The 18,500-nt window shown below is 59.4% G+C and carries 17 protein-coding genes; 15 read left to right on the forward strand and 2 right to left on the reverse strand.

The window, feature by feature from the left end:
• Nucleotides 1-116: 116 nt before the first annotated feature.
• The 7 genes from minC to PMI28_RS11640 all read left to right on the forward strand — a co-directional run bounded on the left by minC (nt 117) and on the right by PMI28_RS11640 (nt 7,065).
• Nucleotides 117-854 (forward strand): septum site-determining protein MinC, encoded by a 738-nt coding sequence (gene minC / locus PMI28_RS11665; protein ID WP_033063426.1) that lies wholly within the window; start codon nt 117-119, stop codon nt 852-854.
• A 202-nt stretch (nt 855-1,056) separates the two neighbouring features.
• Nucleotides 1,057-1,869, forward strand: coding sequence for a septum site-determining protein MinD (minD, locus tag PMI28_RS11660; RefSeq protein WP_007974946.1), 813 nt, complete (start codon nt 1,057-1,059; stop codon nt 1,867-1,869).
• Nucleotides 1,870-1,872: 3 nt separating this feature from the next.
• The gene (gene minE / locus PMI28_RS11655; RefSeq protein WP_007974947.1) at nt 1,873-2,127 is read left to right on the forward strand and encodes a cell division topological specificity factor MinE; all 255 of its coding nucleotides are present in this window, start codon (nt 1,873-1,875) and stop codon (nt 2,125-2,127) included.
• A 141-nt stretch (nt 2,128-2,268) separates the two neighbouring features.
• Complete coding sequence (locus PMI28_RS11650) at nt 2,269-2,904, forward strand: RluA family pseudouridine synthase (RefSeq protein ID WP_007988158.1); 636 nt, start codon at nt 2,269-2,271, stop codon at nt 2,902-2,904.
• A gap of 198 nt (nt 2,905-3,102) precedes the next feature.
• Entirely contained in the window at nt 3,103-4,392 is a 1,290-nt protein-coding gene (locus PMI28_RS11645; RefSeq protein ID WP_007988159.1) for a M18 family aminopeptidase, read from the forward strand.
• Nucleotides 4,393-4,653: 261 nt separating this feature from the next.
• On the forward strand, nt 4,654-4,830 hold the full coding sequence (locus PMI28_RS30790; RefSeq protein ID WP_007988160.1) for a hypothetical protein: 177 nt from the start codon (nt 4,654-4,656) through the stop codon (nt 4,828-4,830).
• A 78-nt stretch (nt 4,831-4,908) separates the two neighbouring features.
• Nucleotides 4,909-7,065, forward strand: coding sequence for a mechanosensitive ion channel family protein (locus PMI28_RS11640; protein WP_007988161.1), 2,157 nt, complete (start codon nt 4,909-4,911; stop codon nt 7,063-7,065).
• Between the two features lie 117 nt (nt 7,066-7,182).
• Here PMI28_RS11640 and PMI28_RS11635 read toward each other — a convergent pair whose 3' ends face one another.
• Nucleotides 7,183-7,896, reverse strand: coding sequence for a UTRA domain-containing protein (locus tag PMI28_RS11635; RefSeq protein ID WP_007988162.1), 714 nt, complete (start codon nt 7,894-7,896; stop codon nt 7,183-7,185).
• Between the two features lie 373 nt (nt 7,897-8,269).
• Between PMI28_RS11635 and PMI28_RS11630 the strand changes: the two genes are divergently transcribed.
• The 6 genes from PMI28_RS11630 to PMI28_RS11605 all read left to right on the forward strand — a co-directional run bounded on the left by PMI28_RS11630 (nt 8,270) and on the right by PMI28_RS11605 (nt 13,621).
• Nucleotides 8,270-9,334, forward strand: coding sequence for an ABC transporter substrate-binding protein (locus tag PMI28_RS11630; protein ID WP_007988163.1), 1,065 nt, complete (start codon nt 8,270-8,272; stop codon nt 9,332-9,334).
• A 177-nt stretch (nt 9,335-9,511) separates the two neighbouring features.
• Nucleotides 9,512-10,318, forward strand: coding sequence for an alkaline phosphatase family protein (locus PMI28_RS11625; RefSeq protein ID WP_007988164.1), 807 nt, complete (start codon nt 9,512-9,514; stop codon nt 10,316-10,318).
• Nucleotides 10,319-10,323: 5 nt separating this feature from the next.
• The gene (locus PMI28_RS11620; protein WP_162130416.1) at nt 10,324-11,160 is read left to right on the forward strand and encodes an ABC transporter permease; all 837 of its coding nucleotides are present in this window, start codon (nt 10,324-10,326) and stop codon (nt 11,158-11,160) included.
• The gene (locus PMI28_RS11615) at nt 11,147-11,947 is read left to right on the forward strand and encodes an ABC transporter permease (RefSeq protein ID WP_007988166.1); all 801 of its coding nucleotides are present in this window, start codon (nt 11,147-11,149) and stop codon (nt 11,945-11,947) included. The genes PMI28_RS11620 and PMI28_RS11615 overlap by 14 nt, the downstream gene beginning before the upstream one ends.
• Entirely contained in the window at nt 11,944-12,933 is a 990-nt protein-coding gene (locus tag PMI28_RS11610; RefSeq protein ID WP_007988167.1) for an ABC transporter ATP-binding protein, read from the forward strand. The genes PMI28_RS11615 and PMI28_RS11610 overlap by 4 nt, the downstream gene beginning before the upstream one ends.
• Nucleotides 12,934-12,967: 34 nt before the next feature.
• Nucleotides 12,968-13,621, forward strand: a complete 654-nt coding sequence (locus tag PMI28_RS11605; RefSeq protein ID WP_007988168.1) for an HAD family hydrolase — start codon at nt 12,968-12,970, stop codon at nt 13,619-13,621.
• 113 nt (nt 13,622-13,734) lie between these two features.
• Here PMI28_RS11605 and PMI28_RS11600 read toward each other — a convergent pair whose 3' ends face one another.
• Complete coding sequence (locus PMI28_RS11600) at nt 13,735-14,697, reverse strand: zinc-binding dehydrogenase (protein ID WP_033063420.1); 963 nt, start codon at nt 14,695-14,697, stop codon at nt 13,735-13,737.
• Between the two features lie 138 nt (nt 14,698-14,835).
• Between PMI28_RS11600 and PMI28_RS11595 the strand changes: the two genes are divergently transcribed.
• Nucleotides 14,836-16,917 (forward strand): carboxy terminal-processing peptidase, encoded by a 2,082-nt coding sequence (locus PMI28_RS11595; RefSeq protein ID WP_007988170.1) that lies wholly within the window; start codon nt 14,836-14,838, stop codon nt 16,915-16,917.
• A 144-nt stretch (nt 16,918-17,061) separates the two neighbouring features.
• The coding region (locus tag PMI28_RS11590) for a GGDEF domain-containing protein (protein ID WP_007988172.1) at nt 17,062-18,500 on the forward strand (1,439 nt) is incomplete at its 3' end.

Raw genomic sequence — 18,500 nt, forward strand, 5'->3', positions numbered from 1 at the left:
ATGCTTCCGGAATGACAATGGCCGCGCATTCTACATCGTTCGACCCGGCTTGCGGCCTGCGGGCGTTCTCGTTATAAGTCTCGGCACTTTTAGTGACAAGTCGTTGTATGCCGACCATGAGCCAAACCGAACCGCTAGACCAAGATCCCGTGTTCCAGTTGAAGGGCAGCATGCTGGCCATTACGGTGCTGGAACTGGCCCGTAACGACCTCGAAAGCCTTGATCGGCAACTGGCCGCCAAGGTCGCCCAGGCACCCAACTTCTTCAGCAACGCGCCGCTGGTACTGGCCCTGGACAAACTCCCGGCCAGCGAAGGCGCCGTCGATTTGCCCGGCCTGATGCGCGTGTGCCGCCAGCATGGCCTGCGCACCCTGGCGATCCGCGCCAGCCGCATCGAAGACATCGCCGCTGCCATTGCAGTCGACTTGCCGGTGCTGCCACCGTCCGGTGCCCGGGAGCGTCCACTGGACCTGACCGAAGGCGAACCGAAGAAAAAACCGGAAAAACCGCCCGAGCCGACCATCAAACCGACAAAAATCATCACATCGCCAGTACGTGGTGGCCAGCAGATTTATGCCCAGGGCAGCGATCTGGTGGTGATTTCCTCGGTCAGCCCGGGGGCGGAACTTCTCGCCGATGGCAACATCCATGTATACGGCCCGATGCGTGGTCGCGTGTTGGCCGGCGTCAAGGGCGACACCAAGGCGCGGATTTTCTGTCAGCAAATGAGTGCTGAACTGATTTCCATCGCCGGGCATTACAAGGTTTCCGAAGATCTGCGCCGCGACCCGTTATGGGGTTCGGGTGTGCAGGTCAGCCTGTCCGGCGACGTGTTGAACATCATTCGGCTTTAACGGATACTGCCGCATTTTCCAAGCATCTCTAAAACGTAGCGAAAACGGCTCAAACGAAGTAGGAAAAAGGCTAAAAGCAGTGTTTACCGGGGGTAAACGCCGCTCAAAACCGGATTCCAGCCAAGGCTGTCCGACTGCAGTAGTTTTTCAGGAGATGTTTTTCAGGGACTGAAAAGTCCTTCTTCCTTAGGGGTGAAACACCTTGGCCAAGATTCTCGTGGTTACATCCGGCAAGGGTGGTGTGGGTAAGACCACCACCAGCGCCGCTATCGGTACCGGCCTCGCTCTGCGCGGTCACAAAACAGTTATCGTCGACTTCGACGTGGGCTTGCGTAACCTTGACCTGATCATGGGTTGCGAGCGCCGCGTGGTGTATGACTTCGTCAACGTGGTCAACGGCGAAGCCAACCTGCAACAGGCCCTGATCAAAGACAAGCGCCTGGAAAACCTCTACGTGCTGGCCGCCAGCCAGACCCGCGACAAAGACGCGCTGACCGTCGAAGGCGTGGAAAAAGTCCTGATGCAACTCAAGGAAGACTTTGAGTTCGTGGTCTGCGACTCCCCGGCGGGTATCGAGAAAGGCGCCCACCTGGCCATGTACTTCGCTGACGAAGCGATTGTCGTGACCAACCCGGAAGTCTCCTCGGTGCGTGACTCCGACCGCATGCTCGGCCTGTTGGCCAGCAAGTCCCGTCGTGCCGAACGCGGCGAAGACCCGATCAAGGAACACCTGCTGATTACCCGTTATCACCCGGAACGTGTGAGCAAAGGCGAAATGCTCGGCGTAGAAGACGTCAAGGAAATCCTTTCGGTGACCCTGCTCGGCGTGATCCCTGAATCCCAGGCGGTGCTCAAGGCATCCAACCAGGGTGTTCCGGTGATTCTCGACGACCAGAGCGATGCCGGCCAGGCCTACAGCGATACCGTTGACCGCCTGCTGGGCAAGACCGTGGATCATCGATTCCTCGATGTACAGAAGAAGGGATTCTTCGAGCGCCTGTTTGGAGGCAACTAAGCAATGAACCTTTTTGACTTCTTTCGTGCCAACAAAAAGCAAAGCACCGCGTCGGTAGCGAAAGAGCGTCTACAGATCATCGTGGCGCACGAACGCGGCCAACGCAGTACCCCGGACTACCTGCCGGCCTTGCAGAAGGAACTGGTCGAGGTGATCCGCAAGTACGTCAATATCGGGTCCGATGACGTGCATGTCGCACTGGAAAGCCAGGGCAGCTGCTCGATTCTGGAACTCAATATCACCCTGCCAGATCGCTGAGTCGATCCGCCAGGAGCCACGGCGGTTGCAGGAGCGAGCTTGCTCGCGAAGGTGTGTCAGCCACATTGATTTCGCTGACACCCCTTCGCGAGCAAGCTCACTCCTGCAGCCGCCGTTGGCATTTGTTACGAGGCTGTTTTAATGCCGTTGTCCAACGTTCACATCATCCATCAGGACGCCGCCGTATTGGTGGTGAACAAGCCGACCCTGTTGCTCTCTGTCCCTGGCCGGGCCGATGACAACAAGGACTGCCTGATCACCCGCCTGCAAGAAAACGGCTACCCGGAAGCGCGAATCGTCCATCGGCTGGACTGGGAAACTTCCGGCATCATCCTGCTGGCCCGCGACCCGGACACCCATCGCGAGCTGTCTCGGCAATTTCACGACCGCGAAACCGAAAAGGCCTACACCGCCCTGTGCTGGGGTCAGCCGGAACTGGACAGCGGCAGCATCGACCTGCCATTGCGTTACGACCCGCCGACCAAGCCACGCCATGTGGTCGACCATGAATTCGGCAAACATGCGCTGACCTTCTGGCGCGTGCTCGAACGTTGCGGCGACTGGTGCCGCGTCGAACTGACACCGATCACCGGCCGCTCCCACCAGTTGCGCGTGCACATGCTCTCGATTGGTCATCCGCTTCTGGGCGACGGGCTCTACGCCCATGAACAAGCGCTGGCAGCCTGGCCGCGCCTGTGCCTGCACGCCAGCATGCTCACCTTCACCCACCCGCAAAGTGGTGAGCGCCTGCGATTCGAGTGCCCGGCACCGTTTTAAACATGTGGGAGCGGGCTTGCTCGCGAAAGCGGTGTAACAGTCACTATTGATGTTGACTGACACTACGCCTTCGCGAGCAAGCCCGCTCCCACAGGGTTCTCTGGCAGGCTCAATATCGGAGCCCGCCCCAACATCAGCCCACCGCCATTTCCGCAACCAATACGTTAAACTGGCGCCACTGCTGTCTGGAGCTACTTTATGCGCGAAGAGTTGAACCAAGGCCTGATCGATTTCCTCAAGGCCTCCCCTACCCCGTTCCATGCCACCGCCAGCCTTGTTCAGCGCCTGGAAGCGGCGGGTTATCAACGCCTCGACGAGCGCGAGCCGTGGAATACCGAAGCCAACGGTCGCTACTACGTCACCCGCAACGACTCTTCGATTGTCGCGATCAAAATGGGCCGCCATTCGCCGTTGCATGGCGGTATTCGCCTGGTTGGCGCCCACACCGACAGTCCGTGCCTGCGCGTCAAGCCACAACCGGAACTGCAACGCCAGGGCTTCTGGCAACTGGGTGTTGAAGTCTATGGCGGCGCACTGCTGGCGCCATGGTTCGACCGTGACCTGTCCCTGGCCGGCCGCGTGACCTTCCGTCGTGATGGCAAGGTCGAGAGCCAGTTGATCGACTTCGAGGCTCCGGTCGCGATCATTCCGAACCTGGCAATCCACCTCAACCGTGAGGCCAATATGGGTTGGGCAATCAACGCCCAGACCGAACTGCCGCCGATCCTCGCGCAATTTGCCGGTGACGAGCGCGTGGACTTCCGCGCGGTGCTCACCGATCAACTCGCCCGCGAACACGGCCTGAACGCTGATGTGGTGCTTGATTACGAGCTGAGTTTCTACGACACCCAAAGCGCTGCGGTCATTGGCCTGCATGGCGACTTCATCGCCGGCGCACGCCTGGACAACTTGCTGTCGTGCTACGCCGGCCTGCAAGCGCTGCTGACCGCCGACACCGACGAAACTTGCGTGCTGGTCTGCAACGACCACGAAGAAGTCGGTTCCTGTTCGGCCTGCGGTGCCGACGGCCCGATGCTTGAGCAAACCTTGCGTCGCCTGCTGCCTGAAGGTGATGAATTCGTACGCACCATTCAGAAATCCCTGCTGGTTTCGGCTGACAACGCCCACGGCGTGCATCCAAATTACGCCGACAAACACGATGCCAACCACGGCCCGAAACTCAACGCCGGCCCGGTGATCAAGGTCAACAGCAACCAGCGCTACGCCACCAATAGCGAAACCGCCGGGTTCTTCCGCCATCTGTGCATGGCTGAAGAAGTGCCGGTGCAGAGTTTCGTGGTGCGCAGTGACATGGGCTGCGGCTCGACCATCGGCCCGATCACTGCCAGCCATCTGGGTGTACGCACCGTGGACATCGGCCTGCCGACGTTCGCCATGCACTCGATCCGCGAATTGTGCGGCAGCCACGACCTGGCGCATCTGGTCAAGGTTCTGAGCGCGTTCTACGCCTGCCGCGAGTTGCCGTAACCTGGTGCAACACTAAGGGTGAGACACCTTTGTGGCGAGGGAGCTTGCTCCCGCCGGGTTGCGAAGCAGCCCCAAATTCAGATTTCGCGGTCTGTCAGATAGACCGCGCAAGTCTCAATTACGACTGCTGCGCAGTCGGACGGGAGCAAGCTCCCTCGCCACAAAAAATTGCGCTGCACATGGCTCATTTCTGACACCCATCACGCCGGCCGCGGCAAAAGCCGCCTAGACTTCAAGTATTTCTTCGACAAGGCTGTCTCCATGATTTCGATGTCTACCTTTCACGCCATGCTAATCCCGATTCTTGCCGGGATGATCCTGCTGGCCGTCGGCTTCAACTTTCGCGACAAAAATGCCGGTGTGTTCACCATGTGGATCGGCATGCTGAGCATCCTCGCGACCGTGGTGATCAAGATCCTCGCCAAACTCAACGAATAATTCATCACCCTTGGCTCGCATTGATTTTGACGGGCTCGTACACTCGGTCGATCCGCTCCTTGCGAGGTTGACCGCCTAGTGTTCGTTCGTCTTTTTGCCCTGCCGTGCTTTTTCCTTATCTGCCTGATGACGCTGCTGCCAGTGGCGCCTGCCCAGGCGGCCGGCCTGCCAAGCCTGCTCAGCGGCCAGACCAAGGCGCAGCCCGAAGCACAGGAACCGCTGGGGCAATCCCTGGACGAAGTGATCAAGTCACTGGAGAACGATCAGCAACGCAGCAAACTGCTGGCCGATCTGAAAAGGCTCCGTGACACCACCAAACAGGCACAGCCGGTTACCGAAGAAGGCGTGCTGGGCTTGATTGGCGGAACCCTGGCCACTATCGAGAAGAAATTTTCCGGCGACGACAGTCCGCTCACGCGCTGGTCCAGCGAGTTCGATCAGGCCCGGGAAGAGTTGATGGCGCTGGCGCTGCCGGCCAATGAATGGCTGCCCATGCTCTTTGCCTTCGCCATGATCCTGATGGTCTGGAGCCTGCTGGCCGCGGCACTGATCTGGATCAGCCACCGCGTGCGGATGCGTTTCGGCCTGACCGAAGAATTGCCGCAGCACCCCAGGGCCCTGGACATGTTGCGCTTCGCCTTGCGCAAGCTCGGGCCATGGTTGATCGCCCTGGTGATCACGATTTACATGAGCTACGCCCTGCCCTCGTCCCTGGGTAAAAGCCTGGCCATGGTGCTGGCCTATGCACTGGTGGTCGGCACCTGCTTCTCGGCCATCTGCGTGATTGCCTTTTCCCTGCTCGACGGTCCACACCGCCACCGCGCCTTGTACATCCTGCGGCACCAGGCGTTTCGGCCGCTGTGGCTGATCGGCAGCTTCGCCGCGTTTGGCGAAGCGCTGAGCGATCCAAAACTGGTCGACAGCCTCGGCAGCCATCTGGCCCATACGGCTGCCACGGTTGCCAACGTCCTGGCAGCCTTGTCCACCGCCCGGTTCATCTTGCGTTTCCGCCGCCCGATCGCCCACCTGATCCGCAACCAGCCGCTGTCCCGACGCCTGACCCGCCGCGCCCTCAACGACACCCTGTCGATTCTCGGCACCTTCTGGTACGTACCGGCGCTGGTGCTGGTGGCCATTTCCCTGTTCGCGACGTTCATTTCCGCCGGTGATACCAGCACCGCCCTGCGCCAGTCGCTGATCTGCACCGTGTTGCTGGTGTTGTGCATGGTCATCAATGGCCTGGTACGCCGCCACGCCCTCAAGCCCCAGCGCGGCATCCGGCGTTACGCCGTGTATTCGGAACGGCTGAAAAACTTCTTCTACACCATCCTCCACCTGTTGGTGTGGCTGGCCTTTATCGAGCTCGGCCTGCGGGTCTGGGGCATGTCGTTGATCCGTTTTACCGAAGGCGATGGCCATGAAGTCAGCGTCAAACTGTTCAGCCTCGCCGGTACGCTGCTGTTCGCCTGGCTGATCTGGATTCTCAGCGACACCGCCGTGCACCACGCCCTCACCCGCTCGCGCAAAGGCCTGGCCAATGCCCGCGCGCAGACGATGATGCCGCTGATCCGCAACGTGTTGTTCGTGGCGATTTTCATCGTTGCGTCGATTGTCGCACTGGCGAACATGGGCATGAACGTCACACCGCTGCTGGCCGGTGCCGGTGTGATCGGCCTGGCCATCGGTTTTGGTGCACAGTCGTTGGTGGCCGACCTGATTACCGGGCTGTTCATCATCATTGAAGACTCACTGGCAATCGACGACTACGTGGATGTCGGCGGCCACCTCGGCACAGTCGAAGGCCTGACCATCCGCACCGTGCGCTTGCGAGATATCGATGGCATCGTCCACACCATTCCGTTCAGCGAAATCAAAAGCATCAAGAACTACTCCCGGGAGTTCGGCTACGCAATCTTCCGCGTAGCCGTGCCCGCCAGCATGGACATCGACAACGCAATCAAACTGATGCGCGAAGTCGCCCAGAAAATGCGCACCGATCCGCTGCAGCGACGCAATATTTGGTCGCCGCTGGAGTTTCAGGGAGTGGAAAGTTTTGAGTCGGGCAACGCGATCCTTCGCGCCCGCTTCAAGACTGCGCCAATCAAGCAGTGGGAGGTTTCACGGGCGTTCAATCTTTCGCTGAAACGACATATGGATGAAGCTGGACTGGATTTGGCGACACCGAGGATGAGTATTCAAGTGATTACCGCAGGTGGTGGCCAGCAGAATGAATAGCCCGTGTAGGAGCGAGCTTGCTCGCGATGAACTCAAGAACACCGCGTTTAGCCAGTAAACACGCGTAATCGTTAACGACCATCGCGAGCAAGCTCGCTCCTACAGGAAGGTCGGACGCTAGACAACATCCACACCGACATGAATCGCATCATGCCGCCAGAACTCCAGGTCGCAGTCGATCAACCGTTCATGCTGGTCATAGTTGACCCGGGCAATCTGTAAGCCCGGGCTACCTACCGACACCTTTAACGCCGCCGCCGCATCCACCGACAACGCCGTGGGCACAATCTCGAAGCGCACCCGCCCGTAGTGCAAGTCGTAATGGCGCGCATACAACTCGGTGATCGACTGATTCAAATCGAAATCGAGGATCCCCGGAAAGTATTGCGGATTCAGGTAGTGCTCCACATACAGCACCAGTCGCCCGTCGATGCGGCGTGAGCGGCAGATCTGAATCACGCTCGACAGCGCCGGCAATTGCAACCAGGCACAAACCGCCGCCGATGCCGGTTGCAATCGCGCCGAAATCACCTCGGTGGACGGAACCCGCCCCTGGGCGCTGACCATCGCGTGAAAGTGGCTGCGCTGCATGAGGTTGTACGCCAGGCGTGGCGGCGAGACGAACCAGCCGCGACGCTCTTCGCGATAGATCTGCCCCTGTGACTCCAACTGCAACAATGCTTCACGCAAGGTGATCCGCGTGGTGCCGAACAATTCACTGAGTTTGCGTTCGGCCGGCAATTTACTGCCAGGCGCCAACAGACCGTGGTCGATCTGTTCCTGAAGCACTTGGCCAATGGCTGTCACCGCTTTTGTTGCCTCGTCACGCATCAACGTTACCTATCTGGACTAGACCAGCACCAATTCGGGGCAGAACCGCAGCGTAAACCGGCTCATTCAATAGCCTGCAAGCGTAGGCAGCATAGATGACCGAGATGTGACAAAGCTGCCCAACGGTCGCCGTTCTCTGGCTTCCTCGTCTTTCAACGACCTGCAATTCATCGGCCAAGTCCCTTGCCTGCCGGGGCCGTGACCATGGTCTACGCTTAGCAGGCCACCCGCGATAGCGCTCAACAAAAAGTCATCCCGGGCGACGAGCGACATCAAAGTGTCATCCAGCCCCCTTAAATTGGCTCAGGTATTGCTGACCTAGACCAACACAAACCGCAATCGCAGCGTTGAACACGACCCAAGGAGCTTCGGAATGAAAAAGCTTTTCCTGGCATCACTGTTAGGCTCGACCATCGCAATGTGCACTGCCGCCATGGCGGCCGATGATCTGAAAACCCTGGAAGCCGCTGCAAAAGCGGAAGGCGCCGTCAACAGCGTCGGCATGCCCGATGACTGGGCCAACTGGAAAGGCACCTGGGAAGACCTGGCCAAGACGTACGGCCTGAAACACATCGATACCGACATGAGCTCGGCCCAGGAGATCGCCAAGTTCGCCGCGGAAAAAGACAACGCCAGCGCCGACATCGGCGACGTCGGTGCAGCGTTCGGCCCGATCGCGGTCAAGCAGGGCGTGGTCCAGCCTTACAAGCCTTCCACCTGGGATCAGGTGCCAGCCTGGGCCAAGGACAAGGACGGCAACTGGGCACTGGCCTACACCGGCACCATCGCTTTCATCGTCAACAAGAAGTTGCTGCACGGCTCCGAGGCGCCAACCAAGTGGGCTGACCTCAAGACCGGCAAATACAAAGTCTCCATCGGTGACGTGAGCACCGCAGCCCAGGCCGCCAACGGCGTACTGGCCGCGGCACTGGCCAACGGTGGCGACGAGAAAAACCTCAAGCCCGCCCTGGATCTGTTCGCTGACATCGCCAAGCAAGGTCGCCTGTCGATGTCCAACCCGACGATTGCCACCATGGAAAAAGGTGAAATCGAAGTCGGCGTGGTCTGGGACTTCAACGGCCTGAGCTACAAGGCCAAGATGGCCAATCCTGATGACTACGTGGTGTTGATTCCATCCGACGGCTCGGTGATTTCCGGTTACACCACCATCATCAACAAGTACGCGAAAAACCCGAACGCCGCCAAGCTGGCCCGCGAATACATCTTCAGCGACGCCGGCCAGATCAACCTGGCCAAGGGCAACGCCCGTCCGATTCGTGCCGAGCACTTCACACTGCCGGCCGACGTGAAGTCCAAGCTGCTGCCTAACGAGCAGTACAAAAAGGTCACGCCGATCAAAGATGCGGATGCATGGGAAAAGACCTCCAAGGGCCTTCCTCAGAAGTGGCAGGAAGAAGTCATTATCAATATGCAGTAACCGGGTAGATCCCCATTTCGGGATCTGATGGCGATCCAAATGTGGGAGCGGGCTTGCTCGCGAAGGCGGCGTGTCATTCAACGGTGTATTGACTGACTCGACGCCTTCGCGAGCAAGCCCGCTCCCACAGTGGATCGAGTGAGCTTCGAATATCTGTTACACGGAGTTTTTGCCCCTATGAAGCACAACGTCATCCTTGTCGTGCTCGACGGCCTCAACTACGAGGTCGCCCGCCACGCCATGGGGCACCTGCAGGCGTACGTCGGCGCCGGACGCGCCGCCCTCTATAAACTTGAGTGCGAGTTGCCGGCCCTGTCCCGACCGCTTTACGAATGCATCCTGACCGGCGTTCCGCCCATCGACAGCGGTATCGTCCACAACAACGTTTCACGCCTGTCCAACCAGCGCAGCATTTATCACTACGCCACCGCTGCCGGCCTGACGACCGCAGCGGCGGCCTATCACTGGGTCAGCGAGCTGTATAACCGTTCGCCCTTCGTGGCGGCCCGGGATCGCCACACCGACAGCCCGGAACTGCCGATCCAGCACGGTCATTTCTACTGGAACGATCACTACCCGGACTCGCACCTGTTCGCCGACGCCGAAAACCTGCGCCTGCGCCATGTGCCGAACTTCCTGTTGATCCACCCGATGAACATCGACGACGCCGGGCACAAGCACGGCCTCGACACCCCGCAGTACCGCAACAGCGCGCGCTCGGCCGACATCATCCTGGCCGACTACCTGCAAGGCTGGCTCGATGCCGGCTATCAGGTGCTGGTCACCGCCGACCACGGCATGAACAACGACCGTTCCCACAACGGCCTGCTGCCGGAAGAGCGTGAGGTGCCATTGTTCGTGCTCGGTGACGCATTCAGCTTCAACGCCACTGCCGCGCCGAAACAGACCGAGATCTGCGGCACCGTCTGCGAGTTGCTGGGCGTGCCCCACGACAAACCGTTCTGCCGGGAGTTGCTCAAGTGAATGCCATGACCCGCAGTAAATGGCTCGCTGCCCTGTGCCTGGTGCCCTTCGCACTGTTCTTTATCGTGTTCGAAATTGCCCCGCTGACCTGGGTGATGGTCAACAGCCTGCAATCGGAAGAATTCGGCTGGGGCCTGGCCAACTTCAGCAAAATCTTCAGCTCGAAGTTTTACCTGCAGGCGATCCAGTACAGCCTTGAGATCAGCTTCTGGTCCAGCGTGTTCGGGATCATCATCGCCATACTTGGCGCCTACTCCCTGCGCAAGGTCGACTCGAAACTGCGCAACTTCGTCAACGCCTTCGCCAACATGACCAGCAACTTCGCCGGCGTGCCCCTGGCCTTTGCGTTCATCATCCTGCTCGGCTTCAACGGCAGTTTCACCATCATGCTCAAGCAGGCCGGAATCATTCAGGATTTCAACCTGTACTCGAAAACCGGGCTGATCATTCTCTACACCTACTTCCAGATTCCCCTCGGCGTACTGCTGCTGTACCCGGCCTTCGACGCCCTGCGTGAAGACTGGCGCGAGTCTGCCGAGCTGCTCGGCGCCAATGGCTGGCAGTTCTGGCGGCACATCGGTCTGCCGGTGCTGACCCCGGCATTGCTGGGCACGTTCGTGATCCTGCTGGCCAACGCCCTCGGTGCCTACGCCACGGTATATGCGCTGACCACCGGCAACTTCAACGTGCTGCCGATCCGCATTGCCGGGCTGGTGGCCGGGGACATTTCCCTCGATCCGAACCTCGCCAGCGCCCTGGCCGTGGTGCTGGTGGCATTGATGACCCTGGTGACCATCGTGCATCAGTTGCTGTTGAAGAGGAGTTACCATGTCTCGCGTTGAACTGGGGCCCGTCGGTGTCTACCACCGTGTCGTGGTGTATTTGCTGTTTGCCATTCTGTTGTTGCCATTGTTCGGCACGTTGATCTACTCGATCGCCAGCAGTTGGTCGGCGACCATTCTGCCCAGCGGTTTCACCCTCAAGTGGTATATCCAGCTGTGGAGCGATCCACGCTTTCTGAATGCGTTCGGGCAATCGCTGCTGGTGTGCGTTGGTTCGTTGATTCTTTCGGTGGTGCTGATTCTGCCGTTGCTGTTCGTGGTGCATTACCACTTCCCGAAACTCGACGCATTGATGAACATCCTGATCCTGCTGCCCTTCGCCGTGCCGCCGGTGGTGTCGTCCGTGGGGCTGTTGCAGCTCTATGGTTCCGGGCCGTTCGCCATGGTCGGGACACCGTGGATCCTGATCGGTTGCTACTTCACCGTGGCGCTGCCGTTCATGTACCGGGCGATCACCAACAACCTGCAAGCGATCAACCTGCGCGACCTGATGGACGCCGCCCAGTTGCTCGGTGCCAGCACCTTTCAAGCAGCGTTCCTGGTGGTGTTGCCGAACCTGCGCAAGGGCCTGATGGTGGCACTGCTGCTGTCGTTCTCGTTCCTGTTCGGTGAGTTCGTGTTCGCCAACATCCTTGTCGGCACCCGCTACGAAACCTTGCAGGTCTACCTCAACAACATGCGCAACAGCAGCGGTCATTTCACCAGTGCGCTGGTGATTTCCTACTTCTTCTTTGTGCTGGTCCTGACCTGGGCTGCCAATATCTTGAACAAGGACAAAAGCCAATGAGCTTCGTCAGCGTCCAACATCTGAAAAAAGACTACGCAGGCACCACGGTGTTCAGTGACATCAACTGCGAGATCCAGAAAGGTGAGTTCGTCACCCTTCTCGGCCCTTCCGGCTGTGGCAAATCCACCCTGCTGCGCTGCATCGCCGGCCTGACCTCGGTCGATGGCGGCAAGATCCTGCTCGATGGTCAGGACATCGTGCCCCTGAGCCCGCAAAAACGCGGAATCGGCATGGTGTTCCAGAGCTATGCCCTGTTCCCCAACATGAGCGTGGAACAAAACGTCGCCTTCGGCTTGCGCATGCAAAAGGTCAATGCCGACGACAGCCAGAAGCGTGTTGCCGAAGTGTTGAAGCTGGTGGAGCTGACCGACTTCGCCGCGCGTTATCCGCATCAACTGTCCGGTGGCCAATGCCAGCGTGTTGCCCTCGCCCGCTCACTGGTAACCCGCCCACGCCTGTTGTTGCTGGACGAACCGCTGTCTGCTCTGGACGCGCGGATTCGCAAGCACCTGCGCGAACAGATCCGTCAGATCCAGCGCGAACTGGGTCTGACCACCATCTTCGTCACACACGATCAGGAAGAAGCCCTGACCATGTCTGACCGGATTTTCCTGATGAATCAGGGAAAGATCGTACAAAGCGGCGACGCCGAAACCCTCTACACTGCGCCAGTCGACGTGTTTGCCGCCGGCTTCATCGGCAACTACAACCTGCTGGACGCCGACAGCGCCTCGAAGCTGCTGCAGCGGCCAATCAACAAGCGCATCGCCATTCGCCCGGAAGCCATTGAACTGAGCCTCAACGGTGAACTGGACGCGCAGATACGCAGCCACAGCCTGCTGGGCAACGTGATTCGCTACCGGGTCGAAGCCCGGGGCGTGGAGTTGGTGGTGGATGTGCTGAACCGTTCGGCGGCCGATCTGCATCCCGATGGTCAGCGCCTGGCGCTTTCCATCGATCCGACGGCCCTGTGTGAGGTAGCCTGATGCCTTTGCTTATGCTGAAGAGAGAACTGCACTGATGGCCCTGGCAATTTTTGATCTGGACGAAACCCTGATCCACGGCGACTGCGCCTCACTGTGGAGCGAGCAAATGGTCCGCCTCGGCTGGGTCGACGGCGAATCGTTCCTGCGTCGCGACAAGGAATTGATGGATGCCTACGGCAGGGGCCATCTGGCCATGGAAGACTACATGGCCTTCAGCCTGGAACCGTTGATTGGTCGTACGCCTGAAGAAGTCGCGCACTTGGTTGGTCCGTGGGTGGAGGACTACATCGAGCCGATCATCTTCAGTGACGCCACCAAAACCATCGCGGCGCATCGCAAGGCCGGCGACCGGATTCTGGTGATCTCGGCTTCGGGTACGCACCTGGTCGGCCCCATCGCCGAGCGCCTGGGCATCGACGAGATTCTGGGCATCGAACTGGAAGTGGCCCACGGCTCTTACACCGGCCACACCGTCGGCACCCTGACCTACCGCGAAGGCAAGATCATCCGCTTGCTGGAGTGGCTGGATGCGGAAGAAGAAAACCTTGAAGGCGCGAGTTTCTATTCCGACTCACGCAACGACCTGCCGTTGTTGCTGAAGGTGGATTTCCCACACGTGGTCAACCCGGATCCGGTATTACTGGAACACGCCGAAAAAGCCGGATGGCCGATCCATCTCTGGAAATAACACATTCCCCATGTGGGAGCGGGCTTGCTCGCGAAAGCGGATTTACATTCAACATTTGTGTTGACTGATACACCGCTTTCGCGAGCAAGCCCGCTCCCACAGGTTGAGTGTTGTCAGCTCAGGCTCTCGTCAATCACCAACACCACTTTCCCCGCCACGGTATTGCTCGCCAGCTCGGCAAACGCCGCTTCGGCATCCGTGATCGCAAAGGTCCTGGCCAGTTGCGGGCTCAAACGCCCCTCAGCAAACAGCGGCCACACATGCAGGCGTAGATCGCTGAACAGATCGGCCTTGAACTGATCGTCACGGCTGCGCAGGGTCGAACCCAGCAACTGCACACGCTTGGCCAGCACCTGGGCCAGATCCAGCTTGGCCTCACGGCCACCCATCAGACCGATCAACACCCAACGGCCATCCTGCGCCAACAATTTGAGGTTCAATGCCGCGTAATTGCCGCCCACCGGGTCGAGAATCACATCAAACGGCCCCAGATCCCGCAGGCTCTCCAGATATTCGTTACGCACCACGCCGCCCTGGGCGCCCAGCGCTTTGCAGTACGCCAGCCGCTCGGCGGAGCCGACACTGACCCAGCAGGGGTTGCCGAATGCCTTGCACAGCTGAATGGCCGCTGAACCGATTCCACTTGCTCCGGCATGCAGAAGCACTTTCTGACCCGGCTTGAGCGCAGCCAGTTGAAACAAATTCAGCCAGACTGTTGCATAAACTTCCGGCAAGGCAGCCGCTTCGACCAATGACACTCCGTCGGGAACCGGCAGCACGTGCCGCCCGTCGACAACCACCTCCTCGGCCATCCCGCCCCCGGCCAGCAAGGCGCAAACCCGGTCGCCAACCTGCCAGGAGGACCCGGCGCCGACCTCGCTGATCACGCCCGAGCACTCTAGACCGAGCACTTGGCTGGCTCCTGGCGGCGGCGGGTAAAGGCCGGCTTTCTGTAATAAATCGGCGCGATTGAGGCCCGCTGCCGCCACTCGAATACGAACTTGTCCTACATCGCAAGCAGGACTCGCCTCATCAACCCATACCACTTGACCGTCAACGCCTTGCAATGCTTTCACAGTGCCTCCATAGTGAGTCTGGACTGAGCCCGAAGCTGTAGCGCCGGGCTTTTTGCATTATGCGACCGGCTCTCAAAGAACCGGCGACTTCAAAGACGGCCTAATATGCGTTATCAATTGTCCCCGCGTCGAATCAGCATGAAGCATCTGTTCCCCAGCACTGCCCTCGCCTTATTCATCGGTATCGGCTTGCTGCCGATGTCGAGCAATACATTCGCAGCCAATAGCTGGGACAAGCTTCAACCCGATCGTGACGAAGTGATCGCCAGTCTGAACGTCGTGGAGTTGCTCAAGCGCCACCACTACAGCAAGCCGCCGCTCGATGACGCGCGCTCGGTGATCATCTACGACAGCTACCTCAAGTTGCTGGATCCGTCGCGCAGCTATTTCATGGCCAGCGACATTGCCGAATTCGACAAGTGGAAGACGCAGTTCGACGACTTCCTCAAGAGCGGCGACCTGAACGCCGGGTTCACCATCTACAAGCGCTACCTGGACCGCGTAAAGGCGCGTCTGGACTTCGCCCTTGCCGAGCTGGACAAAGGCGTCGACAAGATGGACTTCACCACCAAGGAAACCTTGCTGATCGACCGCAAGGACGCCCCTTGGCTCAAATCCACCGCAGAACTCGACGACCTGTGGCGCAAACGCGTCAAGGACGAAGCGCTGCGGATGAAGATCGCCGGCAAAGAGCCCAAGCAGATCCAGGAAACCCTGACCAAGCGCTACAAGAACCAGTTGGCACGCCTGGACCAGACCCGTGCGGAAGACATCTTCCAGGCGTACATCAATACCTTCGCCATGTCCTACGACCCGCACACCAACTATCTGTCGCCGGATAACGCGGAGAACTTCGACATCAACATGAGCCTGTCCCTCGAGGGCATCGGCGCCGTGTTGCAGAGCGATAACGACCAGGTGAAAGTCGTGCGCCTGGTGCCGGCAGGTCCGGCGGACAAGACCAAGCAGGTTGCACCGGCCGACAAGATCATCGGCGTGGCCCAGGGCAACAAGGAAATGGTCGACGTGGTGGGTTGGCGCCTGGACGAAGTGGTCAAGCTGATTCGTGGTCCGAAGGGCACCGTGGTGCGCCTGGAAGTCATTCCGGCCAGCAATGCACCGAACGACCAGACTACCAAGATCGTGCCGATCACCCGTGAAGCGGTGAAGCTCGAAGATCAGGCCGTGAAGAAATCGGTACTGAACCTGAAGCAGGACGGCAAGGACTACAAGCTCGGTATCATCGAAATCCCGGCGTTCTATCTGGACTTCAAGGCCTTCCGTGCCGGCGACCCGGATTACAAGAGCACCACCCGCGACGTCAAGAAACTGCTGACCGAATTGCAGAAAGAGAAAGTCGACGGCGTGGTCATCGACCTGCGCAACAACGGCGGCGGTTCCTTGCAGGAGGCCACCGAGCTGACCAGCCTGTTCATCGACAAAGGCCCGACCGTGCTCGTGCGTAACGCCGATGGCCGCGTCGATGTCCTCGAAGATGAAAACCCGGGCGCGTTCTACAAAGGCCCAATGGCATTGTTGGTCAACCGCTTGTCCGCCTCGGCTTCGGAGATTTTTGCCGGCGCCATGCAGGACTACCACCGCGCACTGATCATCGGCGGCCAGACCTTCGGTAAAGGCACCGTGCAGACCATTCAGCCGCTCAACCACGGCGAACTGAAACTGACCCTGGCCAAGTTCTACCGGGTTTCCGGGCAGAGCACCCAGCATCAGGGCGTCTTGCCGGACATCGATTACCCGTCGATCATCGACACCAAGGAAATCGGTGAAAGCGCCCTGCCGGAAGCCATGCCGTGGGACACTATCAAGGCCGCCATCAAGCCTGCAGTGGATCCGTTCAAGCCGTACATTTCGCAGCTCAAGTCCGAGCATGACGTGCGTACGGCCAAAGATGCAGAGTTCGTGTTCATCCGCGACAAGCTGGCCCTGGCGCAGAAACTAATGGCCGAAAAAACCGTCAGCCTCAATGAAGCCGAGCGTCGTGCCCAGCACGCCGACATCGAAGCCAAGCAACTGGCCATGGAAAACATCCGTCGCAAGGCCAAGGGCGAAGAACCGCTCAAAGAGCTGAAGAAAGAAGACGAGGACGCTATTGCGGCCGAGGTTGACAAGACCAAACCGGAAGACGATGCCTACCTGAGCGAAACCGGGCGGATTCTGCTGGATTACCTGAAACTCAACACGGCAGTGGCCAAGCACTGAGTTTCTACAAGCAGCTGATGGCAATTTAATGTTGACGCCCTCGGATCGTCATTAAACAGTCATCATTCTGTCGTGAAATAAAGACCGGGCGTGCCCTTTTTACCAAGGGCACGCCCGGTCCTTTTTTTATCGCCAGAGATCGCCATGACCACAACCGAACAGCTGAGTGCATTGAGTTCAATCCTGACTCAAAGCGGTTTGCACAGCCTGTTCCAACCGATCATCAGCCTCTCTGAACGGCGCATTCTCGGCTACGAAGCCCTCAGTCGCGGCCCCTCCAACAGCCCCCTGCACTCCCCTGTTGCCCTGTTCGCCGTCGCCCGCCAGGCCGGACGCCTGAGCGAGCTGGAAATTGCCTGTCGCGAAAGCGCTTGCCGACGCTTCAATGAGCAACAACTGCCCGGCATGTTGTTCCTTAACGTGTCCCCGGAAACCCTGCTCGAAGCGGCCCATCAACCGGGGCGCACCCTGCAGTTACTGCAAGACTTCGGCATTCCGCCGAGTCAGGTGGTCATCGAGCTCACGGAACAGACGCCGACGGATGATTTCCAGTTGCTGCAAACCGCCCTGCATCACTATCGGGCGATGGGGTTTTCGATTGCGCTGGATGATCTGGGGGCGGGTTATTCAAGTTTGCGTTTGTGGTCCGAGCTGCGGCCGGATTACGTGAAAATCGATCGGCATTTCATTGATGGCATTCATCAGGATGCGCTCAAGCGCGAGTTCGTCGGCTCGATCCTGCAAATCGCCAAGGCCTCGCGGGCGCAAGTCATTGCCGAAGGTATCGAGTTACCGGAAGAGCTCACGGTGCTGACCGAGATGGGCGTGGATTTGGTCCAGGGCTATCTGCTCTGCCGTCCCCAGGAACACCCTCCGCGGGATGCCCGGGCATTGATGCCCCGACAGGACAGCACCGCCGTTGTATTGAGCGAGGACGGCAGCGACCTCAGCGCCCTGCTCAACGAGCAACCCGCCGTGGACCGTGACACCCCGACCGCCACGGTGCTCGAAGCCTTCCGCCGCCAGGCCAACCTGAACTCACTGGCGGTGCTCGATGAGCTGGGCCAGCCGTGCGGTATTGTCCATCGGCATTCCCTTTCCGATGCCTTGCTCAAGCCCTTTGCTACCGACCTGTTCGCCCGCAAGCCCATCAGCCGGTTGATGAACGACGACTTCCTCGCCGTTGAACTGAGCCAATCCCTGCAACAGGTCAGCCGCCTGATCACCAGCCGTGCCCGCCAGCGCATCGAAGAGGATTTCATCATCACCCTCGATGGCGGTTATCTGGGGCTGGGCCGGGTGATTGACGTGCTCAAGCTGATCACGGAACTGAAGATCCAGCAGGCCCGCTACGCCAACCCGCTGACCTTGCTTCCAGGCAACGTGCCGATCCAGCAATGCCTGACGCGGTTGCTGCAACAGCAACGGGAATCGGTGATCTGCTACGTGGACATCGATAGCTTCAAACCTTTCAATGACATCTACGGCTATGGCCGTGGCGACGAAGTATTGCTGTGCCTGGCGCAATGCCTGAACGACCGCGTCGACCCGTCCCGCGACTTCGTCGGCCATATCGGCGGGGG

The sequence above is a fragment of the Pseudomonas sp. GM48 genome, from assembly GCF_000282335.1.
Taxonomy (GTDB): domain Bacteria; phylum Pseudomonadota; class Gammaproteobacteria; order Pseudomonadales; family Pseudomonadaceae; genus Aquipseudomonas.

What these genes read in the sequence shown, in the direction of transcription:
- PMI28_RS11625 (WP_007988164.1), top strand. Translation starts at nt 9,512, where the DNA reads ATGAAGCACAACGTCATCCTTGTCGTGCTCGACGGCCTCAACTACGAG.
- PMI28_RS11630 (WP_007988163.1), top strand. Translation starts at nt 8,270, where the DNA reads ATGAAAAAGCTTTTCCTGGCATCACTGTTAGGCTCGACCATCGCAATG.
- PMI28_RS11595 (WP_007988170.1), top strand. Translation starts at nt 14,836, where the DNA reads ATGAAGCATCTGTTCCCCAGCACTGCCCTCGCCTTATTCATCGGTATC.
- PMI28_RS11645 (WP_007988159.1), top strand. Translation starts at nt 3,103, where the DNA reads ATGCGCGAAGAGTTGAACCAAGGCCTGATCGATTTCCTCAAGGCCTCC.
- PMI28_RS30790 (WP_007988160.1), top strand. Translation starts at nt 4,654, where the DNA reads ATGATTTCGATGTCTACCTTTCACGCCATGCTAATCCCGATTCTTGCC.
- minC (WP_033063426.1), top strand. Translation starts at nt 117, where the DNA reads ATGAGCCAAACCGAACCGCTAGACCAAGATCCCGTGTTCCAGTTGAAG.
- minE (WP_007974947.1), top strand. Translation starts at nt 1,873, where the DNA reads ATGAACCTTTTTGACTTCTTTCGTGCCAACAAAAAGCAAAGCACCGCG.
- PMI28_RS11635 (WP_007988162.1), bottom strand. Translation starts at nt 7,896, where the DNA reads ATGCGTGACGAGGCAACAAAAGCGGTGACAGCCATTGGCCAAGTGCTT.
- PMI28_RS11615 (WP_007988166.1), top strand. Translation starts at nt 11,147, where the DNA reads ATGTCTCGCGTTGAACTGGGGCCCGTCGGTGTCTACCACCGTGTCGTG.
- PMI28_RS11605 (WP_007988168.1), top strand. Translation starts at nt 12,968, where the DNA reads ATGGCCCTGGCAATTTTTGATCTGGACGAAACCCTGATCCACGGCGAC.
- PMI28_RS11650 (WP_007988158.1), top strand. Translation starts at nt 2,269, where the DNA reads ATGCCGTTGTCCAACGTTCACATCATCCATCAGGACGCCGCCGTATTG.
- PMI28_RS11610 (WP_007988167.1), top strand. Translation starts at nt 11,944, where the DNA reads ATGAGCTTCGTCAGCGTCCAACATCTGAAAAAAGACTACGCAGGCACC.
- PMI28_RS11620 (WP_162130416.1), top strand. Translation starts at nt 10,324, where the DNA reads ATGACCCGCAGTAAATGGCTCGCTGCCCTGTGCCTGGTGCCCTTCGCA.